Origin of the sequence: Candidatus Cyanaurora vandensis, from assembly GCF_013285555.1 — a bacterium.
GTDB lineage: Bacteria > Cyanobacteriota > Cyanobacteriia > Gloeobacterales > Anthocerotibacteraceae > Cyanaurora > Cyanaurora vandensis.
Genome location: NZ_JAAXLT010000210.1, coordinates 1 through 15721 on the forward strand (window position 1 = coordinate 1; position 15721 = coordinate 15721).

12 protein-coding genes are annotated in these 15721 nt (G+C 56.5%); 3 read left to right on the forward strand and 9 right to left on the reverse strand.

From position 1 onward, the window contains the following. Positions 1 to 94: 94 nt before the first annotated feature. From HFM78_RS14720 to HFM78_RS14740, 5 genes are all read right to left on the reverse strand, one after another. Positions 95 to 583, reverse strand: coding sequence for a hypothetical protein (locus HFM78_RS14720; protein ID WP_287130210.1), 489 nt, complete (start codon positions 581 to 583; stop codon positions 95 to 97). Between the two features lie 398 nt (positions 584 to 981). After that, positions 982 to 2157, reverse strand: coding sequence for an LL-diaminopimelate aminotransferase (locus HFM78_RS14725; protein ID WP_287130211.1), 1176 nt, complete (start codon positions 2155 to 2157; stop codon positions 982 to 984). A 105-nt stretch (positions 2158 to 2262) separates the two neighbouring features. Then, complete coding sequence (locus HFM78_RS14730; RefSeq protein WP_287130212.1) at positions 2263 to 6495, reverse strand: choice-of-anchor tandem repeat GloVer-containing protein; 4233 nt, start codon at positions 6493 to 6495, stop codon at positions 2263 to 2265. A gap of 220 nt (positions 6496 to 6715) precedes the next feature. After that, positions 6716 to 7399: a response regulator transcription factor gene (locus HFM78_RS14735; protein WP_287130213.1), complete on the reverse strand. Its 684-nt coding sequence runs from the start codon at positions 7397 to 7399 to the stop codon at positions 6716 to 6718. After that, a complete protein-coding gene (locus tag HFM78_RS14740; RefSeq protein WP_287130214.1) occupies positions 7374 to 9131 on the reverse strand; it encodes a cell wall metabolism sensor histidine kinase WalK in 1758 nt (585 codons plus the stop codon). Before HFM78_RS14740 ends, HFM78_RS14735 begins: the two co-directional genes overlap by 26 nt. Before the next feature lie 183 nt (positions 9132 to 9314). Between HFM78_RS14740 and HFM78_RS14745 the strand changes: the two genes are divergently transcribed. The 3 genes from HFM78_RS14745 (at position 9315) to pyk (ending at position 12989) form a co-directional block, all read left to right on the forward strand. Continuing rightward, a complete protein-coding gene (locus tag HFM78_RS14745; RefSeq protein ID WP_287130215.1) occupies positions 9315 to 9527 on the forward strand; it encodes a hypothetical protein in 213 nt (70 codons plus the stop codon). Between the two features lie 19 nt (positions 9528 to 9546). After that, positions 9547 to 11016: a bifunctional pantoate--beta-alanine ligase/(d)CMP kinase gene (locus HFM78_RS14750; protein ID WP_287130216.1), complete on the forward strand. Its 1470-nt coding sequence runs from the start codon at positions 9547 to 9549 to the stop codon at positions 11014 to 11016. 221 nt (positions 11017 to 11237) lie between these two features. After that, positions 11238 to 12989, forward strand: a complete 1752-nt coding sequence (gene pyk, locus HFM78_RS14755; protein WP_287130217.1) for a pyruvate kinase — start codon at positions 11238 to 11240, stop codon at positions 12987 to 12989. Positions 12990 to 13162: 173 nt separating this feature from the next. Here pyk and HFM78_RS14760 read toward each other — a convergent pair whose 3' ends face one another. From HFM78_RS14760 to HFM78_RS14775, 4 genes are all read right to left on the reverse strand, one after another. Then, a complete protein-coding gene (locus HFM78_RS14760) occupies positions 13163 to 13519 on the reverse strand; it encodes an iron-sulfur cluster assembly accessory protein (protein WP_287130218.1) in 357 nt (118 codons plus the stop codon). A 12-nt stretch (positions 13520 to 13531) separates the two neighbouring features. Further along, positions 13532 to 13918 (reverse strand): Fe-S cluster assembly scaffold IscU, encoded by a 387-nt coding sequence (gene iscU, locus HFM78_RS14765; RefSeq protein ID WP_287130240.1) that lies wholly within the window; start codon positions 13916 to 13918, stop codon positions 13532 to 13534. Between the two features lie 73 nt (positions 13919 to 13991). Next, a complete protein-coding gene (locus HFM78_RS14770) occupies positions 13992 to 14381 on the reverse strand; it encodes a phosphomannose isomerase type II C-terminal cupin domain (RefSeq protein WP_287130219.1) in 390 nt (129 codons plus the stop codon). 88 nt (positions 14382 to 14469) lie between these two features. Continuing rightward, the gene (locus tag HFM78_RS14775; protein WP_287130220.1) at positions 14470 to 15717 is read right to left on the reverse strand and encodes a DUF1565 domain-containing protein; all 1248 of its coding nucleotides are present in this window, start codon (positions 15715 to 15717) and stop codon (positions 14470 to 14472) included. Positions 15718 to 15721: the final 4 nt, after the last annotated feature.

The following is a 15721-nucleotide window of genomic DNA, read 5'->3' on the forward strand; positions in this document are numbered from 1 at the left end:
TAGATTACTTAATCGCGGAGAACTCAAGATTGATTGGGGTCGCAGGATTAAAAATAAAGGTAATTCTATAAATGCAAGTTAGATGCGTGTCAGCTTAGTTGAGGGTGTTAAAACCGAGATTCACTAAGGGGTACAAAAGCATCAAGCTAAAAAAACCGTATCCCATACGCAATTTCGTCAGGCCCCGTATCACGATCCGCCAACGATCGCTGTCGTTCAATAGGGGGTCCCGGCGTACTCGGAGCAACCACTTACCATCAATGTAATTTTCGATACTCCGGTGCTGTACGCCTGTTGGCATCGCCTCGCAAATCTCGCCATCACCCAGATAAATCGCTGCATGGCCCCAGCGAGCATGCTCTTTCGGATACCCCCCGGTCATTTGGTATTTAAAAATCTGCTCGTGTGTCCAATTCCGTTCTATTTGCCCAACCAATAGTAAATCCCCCGGCAACCAGTCATCAGTATTGGGGTACAAACCCAGTTGGCGAGTCAAAGGCAAAATGAGGTCAATGGAACTGGAAGTGTACTGATTACTGGTTTGCCTATCTTGGGGATCAAGAACTATTTGGGGGCTGGGCATCGGCGGCCTTTTTCACGGGTCCTTAAAGATTTTCAACCTACTACCTGATTGCCCTACCTAAGTTGGGCAGAATCCATGGGCGGGGATTAGCATCCTCAAGGATCTTTAACCGCGCTACTCGATCGCCCTCTACCGTAAATTTAACGTGAGTTCCAGCACGTAAATTCAGTTCACGTAGACTCTCACCACGGTAGTCGGGGATGGCTTTCAAAGAAAATACATACTGACGATTGGTTCCCTCTTCCGTCAAGAAACCAAAACCATCGGGCATGATCCGGGTCACTTTTCCTTGCAGTGTGGATGGGTGTAGCATCGTTTGTTCCTATATTTCACATCTCTCTGTGAATATCATAGCCCGGTCTTGTAGAAGTCGTCTCGTCCCTGAAGGTAGGCGTACCCTATACCTTCACCCTCATGAACTCCCCCAAGTGCGTCACGGCTTGGGCTAAAACTCGGGGCGGGTGCACTAGGGCAAAGCGCACGGACCCCTCACCGAGACTGCCAAAACCCGAGCCTGGAGCCAAAGCTACACCGGTTTCGCGGACTAGTTGGGTGCAAAAGCCGATGGAGTCTTCTCGCCAAGGAGTAGGGAGGGCGGCCCAGAGGTAAAGGGTAGCCTCGGGGCGGGGGACCGACCAGCCGAGATTATCTAAGTAGTAGAGCATTTTGTCGCGCCGTTCCTGGAAGGTATCCACCCCAGCTTGGACACAATCCTGCGGACCGGTGAGGGCGGCGGCGGCCCCATCGAGGATGCCCCGGTACTGGTTGAAATCCACCACCGCTTTAACTTGACGGAGGGCACGGATGACCTCTTGATTGCCCACGGCAAACCCAATCCGAAACCCCCCCATGTGGTAGGACTTGGACATCGTAAAAAATTCAATCGTGACCCTGCGTTTGGGGTCTGCCTGGAGCATGGAGGGGGGACGATAGCCGTCAAAAGCCAAGTCACAGTAGGGAAAGTCATGGACCAATACGAGGTCATGACGTTGACAAAAAGCCACAGCTTCTTCAAAGAAACTCAGGGTCGCCGTTGCTGTCGTGGGGTTGTGGGGATAGCTCAACAACAGAAAACGACTCCGCCGCAGGACCTCCCCTGGAATAGCAGTCAAGTCCGGCAGGAACCCAGCTTCTGGATAGAGGGGCAACGGGTAAACCTCACCGCCAGCGAGATACACCCCGCCACTGTGGGAGGGATAGCCCGGATTGGGAATGAGGGCGATATCGCCGGGGTCCATTAAGGCCAAGGGTAGGTGGGCAGTCCCCTCTTGGGAACCAATCAAGGGCAAAACCTCCGTCTGGGGGTCCACCTGGAGCCCGAAACGTTGCTCGATCCACTGGGCCACCGCCAGCCGGAAGTTTTGGGTGGCGGCGAACAATAGATAACCGTGGCTCGTGGTGTCCCGAAAGGATTGCTCAATGGCGGCTAGGGCATGGGCGGGAGCCGACAAGTCCGAGGAACCCAAGGAAAGGTCAATCACGGTACGTCCCAACGCTCGCGCCTCAGCCTTGGCCTGGTCCATTTGGGCACAGACATTGTGGGCCAAGGGTGTGAGCCGACGGGAGAAACGCATACCGATTCCTTCTGTAAACAGACTACGCAAGTATACTGCCTTGCGCTTGGTATTAACTACTACACAATGCCCCAAATGAGGGAACCCTAGTCCCCCCATTTGGGTCTATTGCGCCGACCGCGTGGGTAAGAGAACCGCCCCATTAAAGAAGTAGCTGTTCATGAACCAGATGGCGTTCTCACCCGTCGCAACGTTGCGCCAGAGCAGGTCGTCCTGTCCGTCGCGAGTGAAGTCGCCCGCCCCAACCAATTGCCAGTTGAGGTCTGTCACTGCGTCAATGAAGAACGCTTGGACAAAGGCGGAACCGGCTAACTGCCAAGTGGCATTCACACCCGTCTGGTAGTTGCGCCAGAGCAGGTCCGGCTGTCCGTCACCCGTCAGGTCCCCGGTCCCCGCCAGTTGCCAGTTGGGGTCGCTCACTGCATCAATGAAGAGGGCCTGGACAAACGTAAACCCGTTGAGCTGCCAGACGGCATTCACGCCCGTCTGGTAGTTGCGCCAGAGTAGGTCCGGTTGTCCATCCTGGGTGAAGTCCGTGGTCCCCACCAACTGCCAGGTCAGGTCCGTCACTGCATCAAGGAAGAACGCTTGAACAAATGCAAACCCACTCATCTGCCAAACGGCGTTCTCGCCCGTCTGGTAGTTGCGCCAGAGCAGGTCCGGTTGTCCATCCTGAGTGAAGTCCGTAGCCCCCACCAATTGCCAAGTGGGGTCCGTCACGGGCGGGAGGGGCGCGGTACTAAGGTAGATGGGCCCATCCATCAGCCAGACTTCGTTCTCGCCGGTGGTGTAATTGCGCCAAATAATATCTGGGCTGGCATCACCGTTGAAGTCCGCCGCTCCTACCATCTGCCAAGTGACCGCTTTGATGGCATAGGGGATGACCGTGAGGTTCCCCCCGTTCACCGTGCCCGTGGCAGTGGTGAGCAGGACGGGACCCGTAGTTGCACCGGCGGGGATTTGGACGGTGATCTGGGTACTAGAGTTAACGATGAAACCGGGAGCCAGAGCGGTATTGAAGCGGATCTCAATAATCCCGGCATCCAGGTTGGTCCCGCTCAAGGTCACGGTGGTCCCGACGCGGACCGGGTTGGGGCGGATGGCGGTCACGGTGGGAATCGTCCCAATTAGGACCGTGACTGTATTACTGTCGGCTGTCCCACCGGTATTGATTACACGCACCCAGTAATTTGTGGCAGTGGTCAGAGGCAAGGTGGTGTAACTGCTGGCGGTGGCTCCGGCAATCGGACGGTTGGTGTTCCCGCTAGGACCCTGGTACCACTGGTAGGTCAGGCTTCCGCCCGAGGCCGTTACGCTCAAAGTTGCCGTCTGACCACTGGTGATAGTGACGCTTGCGGGTTGGACTGTGATCACTGGGGGACTGCCCACGGTGACTGTAGTGGTAGTGCTATCGGCGGACCCGAAGCTATTGCGGACTCGCACCCAGTAGTTCGTGGCAGTGGTCAGGGGCAAGGTGGTGTAGCTGCTGGCGGTGGCTCCGCTGATGGGACGGTTGGTGTTCCCGCTAGGACCCTGGTACCACTGGTAGGTCAGGCTCCCGCCCGAGGCCGTTACGCTTAAGGTTGCGGTCTGACCCACCTCAATGACCGTACTCACGGGTTGGGCGGTGATGACCGGGGGGCCGAGGACAGCGAAGTTGGTCAAACTCGTCCCGATGCCGTCGGGGCTGGTCACTTGGATCGGACCATCGGTGGCCCCTGCCGGGACGTTGACCGTGATCTGGGTATCGCTGTTGACTATGAACCCAGGAGCCGGGGTGGTATTGAACTGTACCGCCCTCGCCCCGGTGAAGTTGAGGCCAGTCAGCACAACGGACGTCCCCACGGTGCCACTGGTCGGTGTGAAATCCGTCACGAGGGGGACCACCAGTTGCAAAACCGTAAATGCCGTGGGACTCGTGGTCGTGCCATTCCCGGTGGTGAGCGTAAGCGGTCCGGTACTCGCCCCAAGCGGAACTAGGGCGGTGACTTCGGTACTTGAGTTGAGGGTAAAACTCGCGGCGGTCCCGTTAAATGTCACCTGGGTCGTCCCGTTTAAGAAATTCCCGGTCAGGGTCACGGTGGTCCCCGGTGCGCCAGATACGGGGGTGAAGCTGAGTAAGAACGGAGCTGGGTCTAGCTGATAAATCGTCCCGGTATTATTCGCCCCGCCCTCACTCGTCACGCCATAAAAAGGCCCCGCCGGGTCCTGTACCAAACCGGCTAGAGGCAAAGCACCATCGGTTTCCCCATTGAAACTGTAGAGTGCGCTGAAAACGCCCGTGGGACTCACTTGGTAAACAATCCCGGATTCCGTAGCCCCGCCCGCCGTAGTCGTGCCATAGAAATTCCCGTCACTGCCCTGGACCAACCGCCCGAAGGGTGTCGCCCCCCCGCTACTCCCGGTGAAACTGTGCAGGGTGGCCAGGCTACCCGTCGGAGTGATCTGGAAGACCGTGCCCTGGTTGGTCGTCCCACCAAAAGCGGTGGTGCCATAGAAATTCCCGTCACTGTCCAGGGTCAACTCCGCTTCCGGCTGGTCGCCATCTACCCCAGCGAAACTATAGAGACTGGTTAGCACGCCAGTCGCCGTGATCCGAAAAACCGTCCCAGAGCCGTTAGTCCCACCATCCGCCGTCGTGCCATAGAAATTGCCATCACTGCCCAGGGTTAGCCCCGCCCGGGGCGTCGCCCCCGCACTGCCGCCGCTTGCGAAACTATAGAGCGTCGTGATACTCCCCGCCAGATTTACCCGGAAAATCGTGCCGAGTCCCGCCGGACCCCCGCCCGCCGTGGTGCCATAGAGGTTGCCGTTAGGGCCGACGGTTAGTCCAGCCTGGGGTCTAGTCCCGTTCACTCCTCCTGTGAAAGAGGCCACGGTGGTGACCGTGCCGCCTGGAACCAAGCGGAAGACGGCCCCCCGGTTGTTGGCTCCCCCCGCCACAGTGGTCCCATAGAAGTTACCGTCCCCCGCCCGCGTCAAGCCAGCCTGGGGCGTTGCGCCGTCGGGAGGACCACTAAATCCATAGAGGGGCACCAGAGTCCCGTTGCTGAAACTAAAAACCGTACCCAAGCCCCGCGCTCCCCCCGCCGAACCGGTGCCGTAAAGAGTTCCGTCGCTAGTCCTCAATAATTCACCTAAGGGCTGGGTACCACTACGTCCCCCCGGAAAGGTATGGAGGGTAGTCAAGGTACTCAAGTCGCCTTGGGGGATGAGGCGGTAGACTGTCCCCTGGCTGGCTGCACCGCCCAAAAAAGTCGTCCCATAAAGCGTTCCCTCCGCGCTCGTCACCAGTCCGGCATAGGGATTGCGCCCATCTGTGCCTGTGAAGAGGTGGAGTGTGGTGAACGTGCCCGTGTTGGTTACTTGATAAACCGTCCCGTTACCCGAGGTACCGCCATTAATCGCGGTGCCATAGAAACTCCCATCTGTCGCAAGCAATAACTCGCCGTAGGGACTCGCCCCGTCCGCCGCCCCCACAAACGAGTAGATCGTCGTCAGAGTACCTTGAGCGGTCAATCGATAGACCGTACCCAGTCCGAAGGTGCCGCCCCCCGCCTGGGTCGTGCCGTAGAAGTTACCATCAATGCCCACAACCAAGCTACTGCGGGGACTCCGCCCCTCGCTCCCGACGCCGGTGAAAGTATGGAGCGTGGTCAGTAAACCCGTGGGACTAATCCTGAACGCAGTACCAAAGTTAGTCGCGCCGCCCTGGTAAGTAGTGCCATAAAAATTCCCATCCGTGCCTCGCAACAAAGCAGCGTAGGGACTGCGCCCATCCAGGCCCCCGAAACTATAGAGCGTGGTCAAGCTCCCCGCCGGGGTAATTTTGAAGACCGTCCCCAGCCCCGAGGCCCCGCCGCCAAAAGTCGTGCCTAAGAAAGTCCCGTCGAGGTCCAAGGCCAGCCCCGCGCGGGGGTTCGCGCCATCGGGACCCGTGAAGCGGTAGAGGGTGGTCAGGCTCCCGGTCGGCGTAATGCGGAAGACCGTGCCGAGATTGGCCTCCCCGCCCTGGTCGGTGGTGCCGTAGAAATTACCATCCGCGCCTTGCCGTAAGCGTGCATGGGGATTAGCCCCCTCACTACCGCCACTGAAAGCGTAGAGGGTCGTGAATTCGCCCGTGGGGGTCAGTTTGAAAACGGTCCCCAGCCCGTAGGTCCCGCCATTGACAGTCGTCCCATAGAAGTTGCCATCTGTCCCGTTGACAACGCCAGCCTGGGGCTGGGTGCCCGGTGCAGCCTCGAAGTTATAGAGGGTGGTCAGGGTCTGGGCCATCCCAGCCGTCCCCCACGTCAGAACCAAGACCCACCCCAAAACCAGTTTCAATAATTGACCCATGACCGCCCTCCCAGGCATGACGCACGCACCGTTAATGATTCTACGTGTGTAGTCGGGTTTTCGATCTTCATTTAATGGCGGTTACCGAGTCAGCCTCGCCAATCGGGATGCTTTAGCATGAGCCGCACACGAGCCCTAGGCCCATCAGCACACCAAATAGCGGTCCAAATAGTCTAGCTGTGGTCGTCAGTTTACCGACCACCCAGCAGAAATACAGCATTTAGACGACAAAACGATAACCAGAACGGTGGACGGTCAAGATATATTTCGGTTCACGAGGGTTGTCTTCGAGTTTCTGGCGGAGGCGGGCAATGTGGAAATCAATCGTCCGGTTGGTTACAGCAGTGTCATAGCCCCACACTTCTTGGTAGATTTTTTCGCGCTCCACGGTTTGACCGGCATATTTAACCAGACACTCCAACACCTGAAACTCCCGCGAGGAAAGTTCGAGGTTGCGCTCTTGTTTCACCACGGACATCCGCTGGAAATCAATCTCGATATCCCCTACTTTTAACTGACGGGGGGCATGTTCGGGTTGTCCTGACCGGCGGCGGATAGCTTCAATCCGGGCCAGCAATTCATCAATGTTGAAAGGTTTAGTCAAATAGTCATCCGCCCCTAACCGCAACCCGAAGACCTTATCGGAATCTAGACCCCGCGCCGTCAACATGATGATGGGCGTGGTGATGTTCTCTGCCCGTAGGCGTTGGCAGACCTCTAACCCACCCATGCGCGGTAGCATCAAGTCCAAAATGATCATCTGAAGATCTGGTTGACGACCGAGTTCTAGGGCGGCGCGACCATCGCGGGCCAGAGTCACGGTGTACCCCTCGGATTCCAAGGTCTTGCGGAGGACCTGAGCTAAGGTTGCATCGTCTTCAACAACTAGAATTGGACCGTTCATAGGGCAACCTCACGATAAATTTACTACCAACTCCCACTTCGCTCTCCACTTGAATCTGACCCCGGTGGGCTTGGACGATCTGAGCAGCAATTGCCAACCCTAACCCTGTCCCATCGGTGTCTGTCACTAGTCCATTGCGGACCCGGTAAAACTTCTGGAAAATAAACGGTTGCTCATCGCGAGGAATGCCCACCCCCCGGTCCTCCACCTGCAAATGTAAAGTACATTTCTCGCCGTGCTGACTCAAGAAAGCCTGGACCTTGACCCAAGGCTCCTCCTTGTCAGAATAGCGAATGGCATTGTCCATCAAGTTGACTAAGACTGTCGTGAGAGCTTGGAAGTCGCCCTGGACTTCACCTTGGGGGATGCCGCCCTTAAGGATAATCGCGTGAGGGAAGGCGCAACTGATCGATTTAATCGCTTGGTCCACCAGTTCGGGAACGGTGATCGCTGTTGGTTTCATCTTCAATTGGTGGGATTCCAGTTTTGCCACGGTTAAGACTTTCTCGACTACTTCCGTGAGTCGCTTAGCCTCCGTAACGATGTAGCCCGAGAACTGTCGAGTCTCCTCTGCCCCACTCGCCCGTCCGGAAGCCAGCAATTGCGCTGAAGCAATGATCCCGGCGAGGGGGGTCTTGAGATCGTGGGAAACCCCAGCGACGATATCTGCTTTCATATCGGAGACTTTGACCGCTGCCATCCCGGCCTTGAGGGTGATCACTAGCAATAAGCCAAGGAGAATCGCCACTGCCCCACTCGCCCAAAACATCTGCCAGAAACTATAGGCGGTAATCTGCGATAGATTACTCTTAGTCATCACCTCAAACTTCCACCCCGTCAGGAATTTTTCCTCGGGTTTGAGGATAAGTTCGGTCCTAATATAGTTAGATTTTTTAGCTAAGCTATCCCAATCCTGAGTGTCGGTGAAAATAATTTTTCCTTGCTCATCCAACACGCGGAAGTGATAATCTACCTTGGTTAGGACCGCCGTGATGGGTTTGGCCTCAAAGCGTGAAGTCTGACCCCGGCGAATCAAGGTATTGAAGTAATCTTTTTCAAGAAAAGACTTATCTAAGGCTAGACCCATCACAGCCTCAATCGCTCGGGGCGGGACCATCTCCTCGGCTTGGTAGATCTTCTGAGAAGAAACTGGGTGGAGTAAAATAAGCAGTTCACTGGTCGGGTCATAAAAAAATAAATAACCGACATCGCGATCGGCTGGAGTTAGATTACGAAAATAGTTTCGGGCGCGAGTAATCGGCCCTGCAAGCCGCGCCGTAGGCGTTTTGGGCGCAAAAAAAACGGACCATTCCAGCTCTGGCAAAATCACAAAACTATGCGGGAGAGGATGTCTTTTAGCCTTAGGTTTCTGAGCCCGTTGCTGTTCAAGCACTTGCTGAATCGAGCCGGCCAGTAATGGCGCGGCGGTTGCTTTCCCTTTCAATAACTGCGTATGTTCTTGATCCTGGAGGTGGAAGAAGCTACCTAACTTTTCAAAATCATCATAACTCTGCAAGACTAAGCGACTCAGGATGTACTTGAGTTGATTCTCGGTAGTCTGGATACTGTCGCGCTCGTAGTTCGCCATGGAGCGGTATTCCAACAGATTGAGGACCCCCATCGGGAGGACCACCGCCAAGAGGACGAGGACAGTGGCGGTGGTCTGGTGTTTCAAGCACCAACGGATGGCACTGTGAAACAGGGTCTGGCATAATTCTCGGAGTCGTTTCATCGGTTCAGCCCGATCGTACCTTTTAGATTACCCCATCCCTCAAGAGCCCGTGTGAGTTCCTATGAGCGTCCCGTGGGTTGCTGCCAGTCTACTTGCACAGGATCAAATCAATTGTCTACAAGCCTTGGGTGAATGGTTGCGGGTATTTCTCTAACGTGAGGATATCGTCCTTGGAGCTAACCGATGTCAAATCAAACCATTTTTAGCGGTGAATTCTTCTTCCATGTACTGCTAGCGGGTCTGGGACTCGGGATGACCCTGCTCATTTACCAGGACATCCAGAACCATCTCGAACTGACCAATATCCAGACCCTACCGGAAACCACGATCACCGCCCACAGAACTGCCATCCTCGCCCAAACGCCGGCGCGGACCCCGACTACCGCTAAAATCTAGACATCGCTTGGGGCTAGCCGTGCAACTGATCAACCACCCCCAGGACCTCGGGGTTCTCGGCCCGCCCCCGATTGGACTGGTCCCCACGATGGGGGCTCTGCACCGGGGACATTTTAGTTTGTTTGCTCGGGCACGGCGGGAGTGTGCCACGGTGGTCGCCAGTATCTATGTCAATCCACTCCAATTCGGTCCCCAGGAGGACTTCAACCGTTATCCCCGCCAGTTACTAGAGGATGTGGGCCTGTGCCAGGAGGCCGGGGTAGACCTTGTGTTCGCGCCCCAGCAGTTGGGGGAGGGGTTACAGACTCTGGTGGTCCCGCCGCCTACGCTGACCCAGGGCCTGTGTGGGCGGTCACGTCCGGGTCACTTTGCGGGGGTCGCCACGGTGGTCAGCCAGTTATTGAACTTGGTGCGCCCCCAACGCGCTTACTTTGGTCAAAAAGATGCCCAACAACTGATAGTCCTGCAAAAAATGGTCCGCGACCTCTACCTCCCCGTGGGAGTCATCCCCTGCCCCACCCGGCGCGAGGTAGATGGCTTGGCCTTGAGTTCCCGTAACCGCTATCTCACCGCCCATGAACGTACTCAGGCCCCCCAGATTTATGAAGCTCTCCAACTGGCCTTGACTAAATTTCTCGCCGGTGAAACTGATCCTGTGATGTTGCAGGACCTAGTGCTAAACCACCTCAAGCCCTTGTCGGTGGAATATGTTGAACTCGTCCATGCCACGACCCTCCAGCCTGTAACTGCCGTCCATGACCCGACTTTATTAGCGGTGGCAGTCCGGCTGGGAACAACTCGGTTGATTGACAATATCCGGCTGACCTGTCAAAAGGCCCCCATCATTGCCATTGATGGACCCGCTGGCTCCGGGAAGTCCACAGTGGCGCGCCAAGTAGCCCAACAGTTGCACTTCACCCACCTTGATACCGGTGCGATGTACCGCGCGGTCACCTGGGCCGCGCTACAAAAGCAACTCCCTCTCACATCAACCGTTCTGACCACCTTGGCGCAACAACTGGACCTCAACCTTGTCACCAGCAGCACCACGCAAGTCTGGGTAGACGGCACTGAGGTAACAGAAGCCATTCGTACTCCCCTCGTCAGCAGTCATGTTTCCACCGTGGCAGCCGTGGCGGGCGTCCGGCAAGTCCTCGTCCACAAACAACAGCAGCTAGGCCGCGCTGGGGGGGTGGTGATGGAGGGCCGGGACATCGGCACTCAGGTTTTCCCCCAGGCTGAACTCAAAATTTTTCTGACCGCAAGTCCTGAAGAGCGGGCCCGACGGCGGCAGCAAGAACTAGCCCAGCAGGGAACGCCGGTGGAATTGGCAGACCTATACCAACAGATTCAGGCACGAGACCGGCAAGATAGTACGCGCACGGTGGCACCTTTGATCCAAGCCCCCGATGCGTTGGTGATTGATACTGGCGGGCTGACGATTGAGCAGGTGACCCAGCGGATCTGTGCATGGGCAAGCTATTTGTAGGCAAGTTGTATAGTTGCCCTAGTCGGACCTGACCATCTTAGTAATGCTCTGTGGGCAGTTGAGCGTGACTTGGGTTACGCGGTGCAAAAGACCGATCATTCTTAGGAAATTGCATATAAAGTTAGCCATTTTCAAAAGAAGCTCTATGATAATGACGTTTTCGCCCGGTGGGATGACCCCGACTAACAGGGTATGCTCACAGGGAAACATGAAGCTCTACCATGCACCCCATCCAGCGTCCCCGCACCAAGATCGTCGCCACGGTCGGCCCTGCCACCGATAGCCCGGAGGTCATGCGCAGTCTCATCCAAGCCGGGGCCACCACCCTCAGGCTCAACTTTTCCCATGGCACCCACGCCGACCACCTGCGCCGCATTCATCAAATTCGCACCCTTGAGCAGGAACTCGGCTATCCCGTCGCCATCCTCCAGGATCTCCAGGGCCCCAAGATCCGCCTCGGCAAGTTCGCTGGGGGACCGATCCAGCTCGCCAATGGGGAGCCTTTTACCCTGACCAGCCGTCCGGTGGTCTGTGACCGGACCATTGCCACCGTGACCTACGACAAACTGGCGGAGGAAGTGCCCCAAGGCGCAACGATCCTCTTGGATGACGGACGGGTGGAGATGGTCGTCGAGACCGTGGATACCGCCAACGAAGCTCTCCATTGCCGAGTGGTCTGCGGTGGGAAGCTCTCCGACAACAAGGGCGTGAACTTCCCAGATGTTTTCCTCTCGATTCGTGCCTTGACGCCTAAGGACCGCGAAGACTTGGTGTTCGGGTTGAAGCACGGAGCCGATTGGGTCGCCCTTTCTTTTGTCCGCAATGCCGAGGATGTCCTCGAACTCAAGGCCCTGATGAAACAGTTGGGCCGGATGGTCCCCGTCATCTCCAAAATCGAGAAACACGAGGCGATGAAGGTCATTGAGGAAATCGTCGCAGTCTCCGATGGGATCATGGTGGCGCGGGGTGATCTGGGGGTCGAGATGCCCGCCGAACAGGTACCCCTCCTACAAAAACGCCTAATCCGACTCGCCAACGCCGCCGGTAAACCGGTTATCACGGCGACGCAGATGCTCGACTCGATGGTGAGTGCGCCCCGACCAACCCGGGCTGAAGTCTCCGACGTAGCAAACGCCATCTTGGATGGTACGGATGCGGTCATGCTCTCCAACGAAACAGCCGTCGGGTCTTTCCCGGTGGATGCCGTGGCGACCATGATCCGCATTGCCTGTACGACGGAGAGTGCCTACGTCCGTCCCGACCATCAGGACTTAGAGCCTTCAATCACTAATGCGATCTCCCAAGCCGTGGCCCGGATTGGGGAGCAACTCCAGGTCCAAGCGATTGTCACCTTGACGAAATCCGGGGCGACCGGGCGCAATGTGAGCAAATTCCGCCCCTCTGTACCGATCCTGGCGGTCACACCCACTCAGGAAGTAGCCCGTCAACTCCAAGTCGTATGGGGGGTTTATCCCCTAGTCACGCTAGACCGGCCCTCGACGCGCCAGACCTTCCAGAGTGCCTTGGCGGTGGCTTTGGCGGAGAAGTTGATCGAGGAGGGCGATCTGGTCGTGATGACGGCGGGGACCCTGACCGGGATTTCGGGTTCCACAGACCTACTCAAGGTGGAAGTGGTCACCTCGGTCCTCGGGCGTGGGCAGGGAATTGGGACGCAGATGGTGACGGGGCGGGCGCGGGTGGTGACACCGACTACCCTCGGCACCGTGGAACCCAGCGATATCCTGGTTACGCAATGCACCAATGCGGATTTTATTGAGGCAATCCGCAAGTGCGCCGGGGTAGTTACGGAGCAAGACGGCTTCAATTCCCACGCGGCGGTGATTGCAACCCGGCTCGGGATTCCGGTCCTGGTGGGTGTTGCCAATGCAACGCAACGTATCCACGATGGCTCAATCCTGACGCTGGACCCCAAGCAGGGGATTGTCTATTCTGGTAGCCCCTTGGCGAATTAGGGTTTGGTTGATTGAGGGGGACTTCTTAAGAGGTCCCCTACTTTAAAATTGGATAAGGAAATAAGAACAAGCATGCTCTTCTACTGCTGTATGGGAGATGATTGGGCATTGGCTTATAATCGATTGTTTTTGATTGCCCAATGTAAAATCACCGGGCAATCAGCTAAAGTAATTCACGCGGAAAAAGAAGAACCACAGCTACAAGAGCGGTCAGCGTTGGGATTATTGAATTTAAACCCACCACCTAATAAGTCATCGCTGTAATCGAGTTCGAGACCGTAGAGGAAGAGCATACTCTTCTTGTCCACGACGACCTGGAACCCGCCCTCATAACTAAAGGCTTCGTCCCGGGGGGTGACATTGGTGGGGTCTTCAAAGCTCATGGTGTAGGAGAGACCCGAGCAACCACCGCCCTTGATGCCCACTCGCAAATAGAGGTCTTCACCCTTGCGTTCGCGTAACTGGAGGACTTCATCAAGGGCCGCTTGGGTCATGCGAATGCCCTTGGCGCGGGATTTGGTGGCAACCATGGTAGCTCCTAATTAGGCTTGGGTTTGCTTGGCTTGGTAGTCGGCGATAGCGGCGCGAATCGCATCTTCCGCCAATACGGAGCAGTGGATCTTGACTGGGGGCAGGTTCAGTTCTTTGACAATATCGGTGTTACGAATTTTCAGGGCGTTGTCGAGGGTGCAGCCCTTGAGGTACTCGGTGGCTAGGGAAGAAGAAGCAATTGCAGAGCCACAGCCAAAGGTCTTGAACTTGGCTTCTTCAATCACGCCCTGCTCGTTAACCCGGATCTGTAATTTCATCACGTCGCCGCACTCCGGCGCACCGACCATGCCCGTCCCGACGCTAGCATCGCTCTTATCTAGGGAGCCAATGTTGCGGGGGTTGTTGTAGTGGTCAATCACTTTTTCGCTGTAAGCCATGGCTGGGTTCCTCGCTTGCCGATTCAAATGGTAACGCAAAACAGGACTAATCTGGTCCTGTATTAAGTTTAACTCAGTCCTCAGGTTTAGTCACGCGGGCGTAGTCGTCACTGAAACGGATGATGTCGTCCTCGCCTAGATATTCACCGCACTGGACCTCAATGACGACTAGAGGCACGTTGCCGGGATTTTCGAGACGATGGCGGGTACAACAGGGGACAAAGATCGACTCGCCCTCGGAGAGCAGGACCTCGCGCTCATTCAAGGTGACCCGGGCCGTACCGGCGGTGATGACCCAATGCTCAGAGCGGTGGTAATGCATCTGATAACTGAGCCGCTGCGCTTGGTTGACTACAATCCGCTTGATCTTGTAACGCTCAGAATCGAATAAAACATAGTAATTGCCCCAGGGCCGGGTGCCGACTTCAAGGGTTTCTAGTGGGGTTGCGGAGGTTGGTTGCATGAGGGTGGGTCGGCGAGGTTGAACTAGTATAGCGGTTGAGCCGCGCCCCTGGCTAAGGTCGGGGTACAGGGGGGGGAGCGTAATGAACCTAGCTCGTCTGAGTGATCGCCTTGAATCCCTTGCGGCTCAACTTGTCCACCAACTCCTTCGCGTTTTGGGCAGAACCAAAAACCCCGACTTGCAGGACATCCTGGCCTTGATGACTGCGGGGCAGGAGCGTCGGGACTAACGTTTTGAGCAGCTTGGTATCGGGGCTTGGGTCCGTGACGAACACGTAATACTTACCATTGGTCAAGTCCGCCTTAGCCGTCAAGGTCTTCGATTTGGGCTTACCCTTCGGCGGCGTTTTAGGCTTGACCATCGGTACCACAGGCCGCACCGGGGGGTCTGAGATCGCAAGCAGCGGGACAGCGGCGGGGTTCGCTTCAGTGGCTACTTTGCCACGCATTTTCCGTTGGGTGTACTGGTTGCCATAGGCCAGGATCGTTTCTTGGGAACGCTTGGCATTGTTCACGTCCGCCGTACCATTACGGATAAAGAGGTTGTTGCCGGGGCTTGTGGGCGTGCCGAGGTCCGGTAGTGCCTCCCCCACCACCGCGACTCCCGCCCGCTGGTTGTACTCAAAACGGTTTCCCCGGAAGATGGGCTGCGCTTTGTTTAGGACCACCACCCCGTCTACACAGTTGCGGATGGTATTGCTCTCGATTCGGGGGGTCGCCAAGCCGTCAATATTGAGTGCGAACCCCGTCTCCTCAAAAAGATTGTCAATGATTACGGGTTGCGCCTTGCCCAAAATCGTAATCCCGTCAGAACTATTCTTGTAAAAGTAATTGCTCGTAATCCGGGCTTGACTCGGCCCTGTCACCATCACCCCGTCATTTTTGGAGCCAGTGAAGGTGTTTTGAGTCACCTCGGCGTTAGTCCCCTCAATCCAGAGTCCATAACCACGTTTGTTGCTGTTGGTAATGGTAAGGCCCGTGATTTTACTGTCGCGTTCAGCCACTATCGTTACGTTTTGACCCGCTACCGTAACGGAGAGGAACCGTCCGCCGCCGGTGACAAAAATTTCCTTACCCCGATTGGCTGGGTCGCCCTTGAGTTCTACGCCTGCCGGGACAATGAGCGGGAAAGTTTCGCCCGTGGCCTCTGAGTAGGTACCGGGGCTGACCGTAATCACCGTGCCATGGGTGGCCTCACGCAGGGCTTGGGTCAAGGTCAGCTTCCCTGGTTCCACAGCAACCACATTCGCCGCGAGAACAGGAACCACTGGGATAGTTAGTGGTAGTAAGGTCAGGAGGGCGATCAGGCCCAAACGGGTGCCCAATTGACGGACCATCGGG

Bases quoted from the DNA above. Each gene is read 5' to 3' on its own strand.
- HFM78_RS14745 (WP_287130215.1), top strand. From the start codon at position 9,315: ATGTCAAATCAAACCATTTTTAGCGGTGAATTCTTCTTCCATGTACTG.
- HFM78_RS14760 (WP_287130218.1), bottom strand. From the start codon at position 13,519: ATGGTTGCCACCAAATCCCGCGCCAAGGGCATTCGCATGACCCAAGCG.
- HFM78_RS14770 (WP_287130219.1), bottom strand. From the start codon at position 14,381: ATGCAACCAACCTCCGCAACCCCACTAGAAACCCTTGAAGTCGGCACC.
- HFM78_RS14775 (WP_287130220.1), bottom strand. From the start codon at position 15,717: ATGGTCCGTCAATTGGGCACCCGTTTGGGCCTGATCGCCCTCCTGACC.
- pyk (WP_287130217.1), top strand. From the start codon at position 11,238: ATGCACCCCATCCAGCGTCCCCGCACCAAGATCGTCGCCACGGTCGGC.
- iscU (WP_287130240.1), bottom strand. From the start codon at position 13,918: ATGGCTTACAGCGAAAAAGTGATTGACCACTACAACAACCCCCGCAAC.
- HFM78_RS14725 (WP_287130211.1), bottom strand. From the start codon at position 2,157: ATGCGTTTCTCCCGTCGGCTCACACCCTTGGCCCACAATGTCTGTGCC.
- HFM78_RS14730 (WP_287130212.1), bottom strand. From the start codon at position 6,495: ATGGGTCAATTATTGAAACTGGTTTTGGGGTGGGTCTTGGTTCTGACG.
- HFM78_RS14720 (WP_287130210.1), bottom strand. From the start codon at position 583: ATGCCCAGCCCCCAAATAGTTCTTGATCCCCAAGATAGGCAAACCAGT.
- HFM78_RS14740 (WP_287130214.1), bottom strand. From the start codon at position 9,131: ATGAAACGACTCCGAGAATTATGCCAGACCCTGTTTCACAGTGCCATC.
- HFM78_RS14735 (WP_287130213.1), bottom strand. From the start codon at position 7,399: ATGAACGGTCCAATTCTAGTTGTTGAAGACGATGCAACCTTAGCTCAG.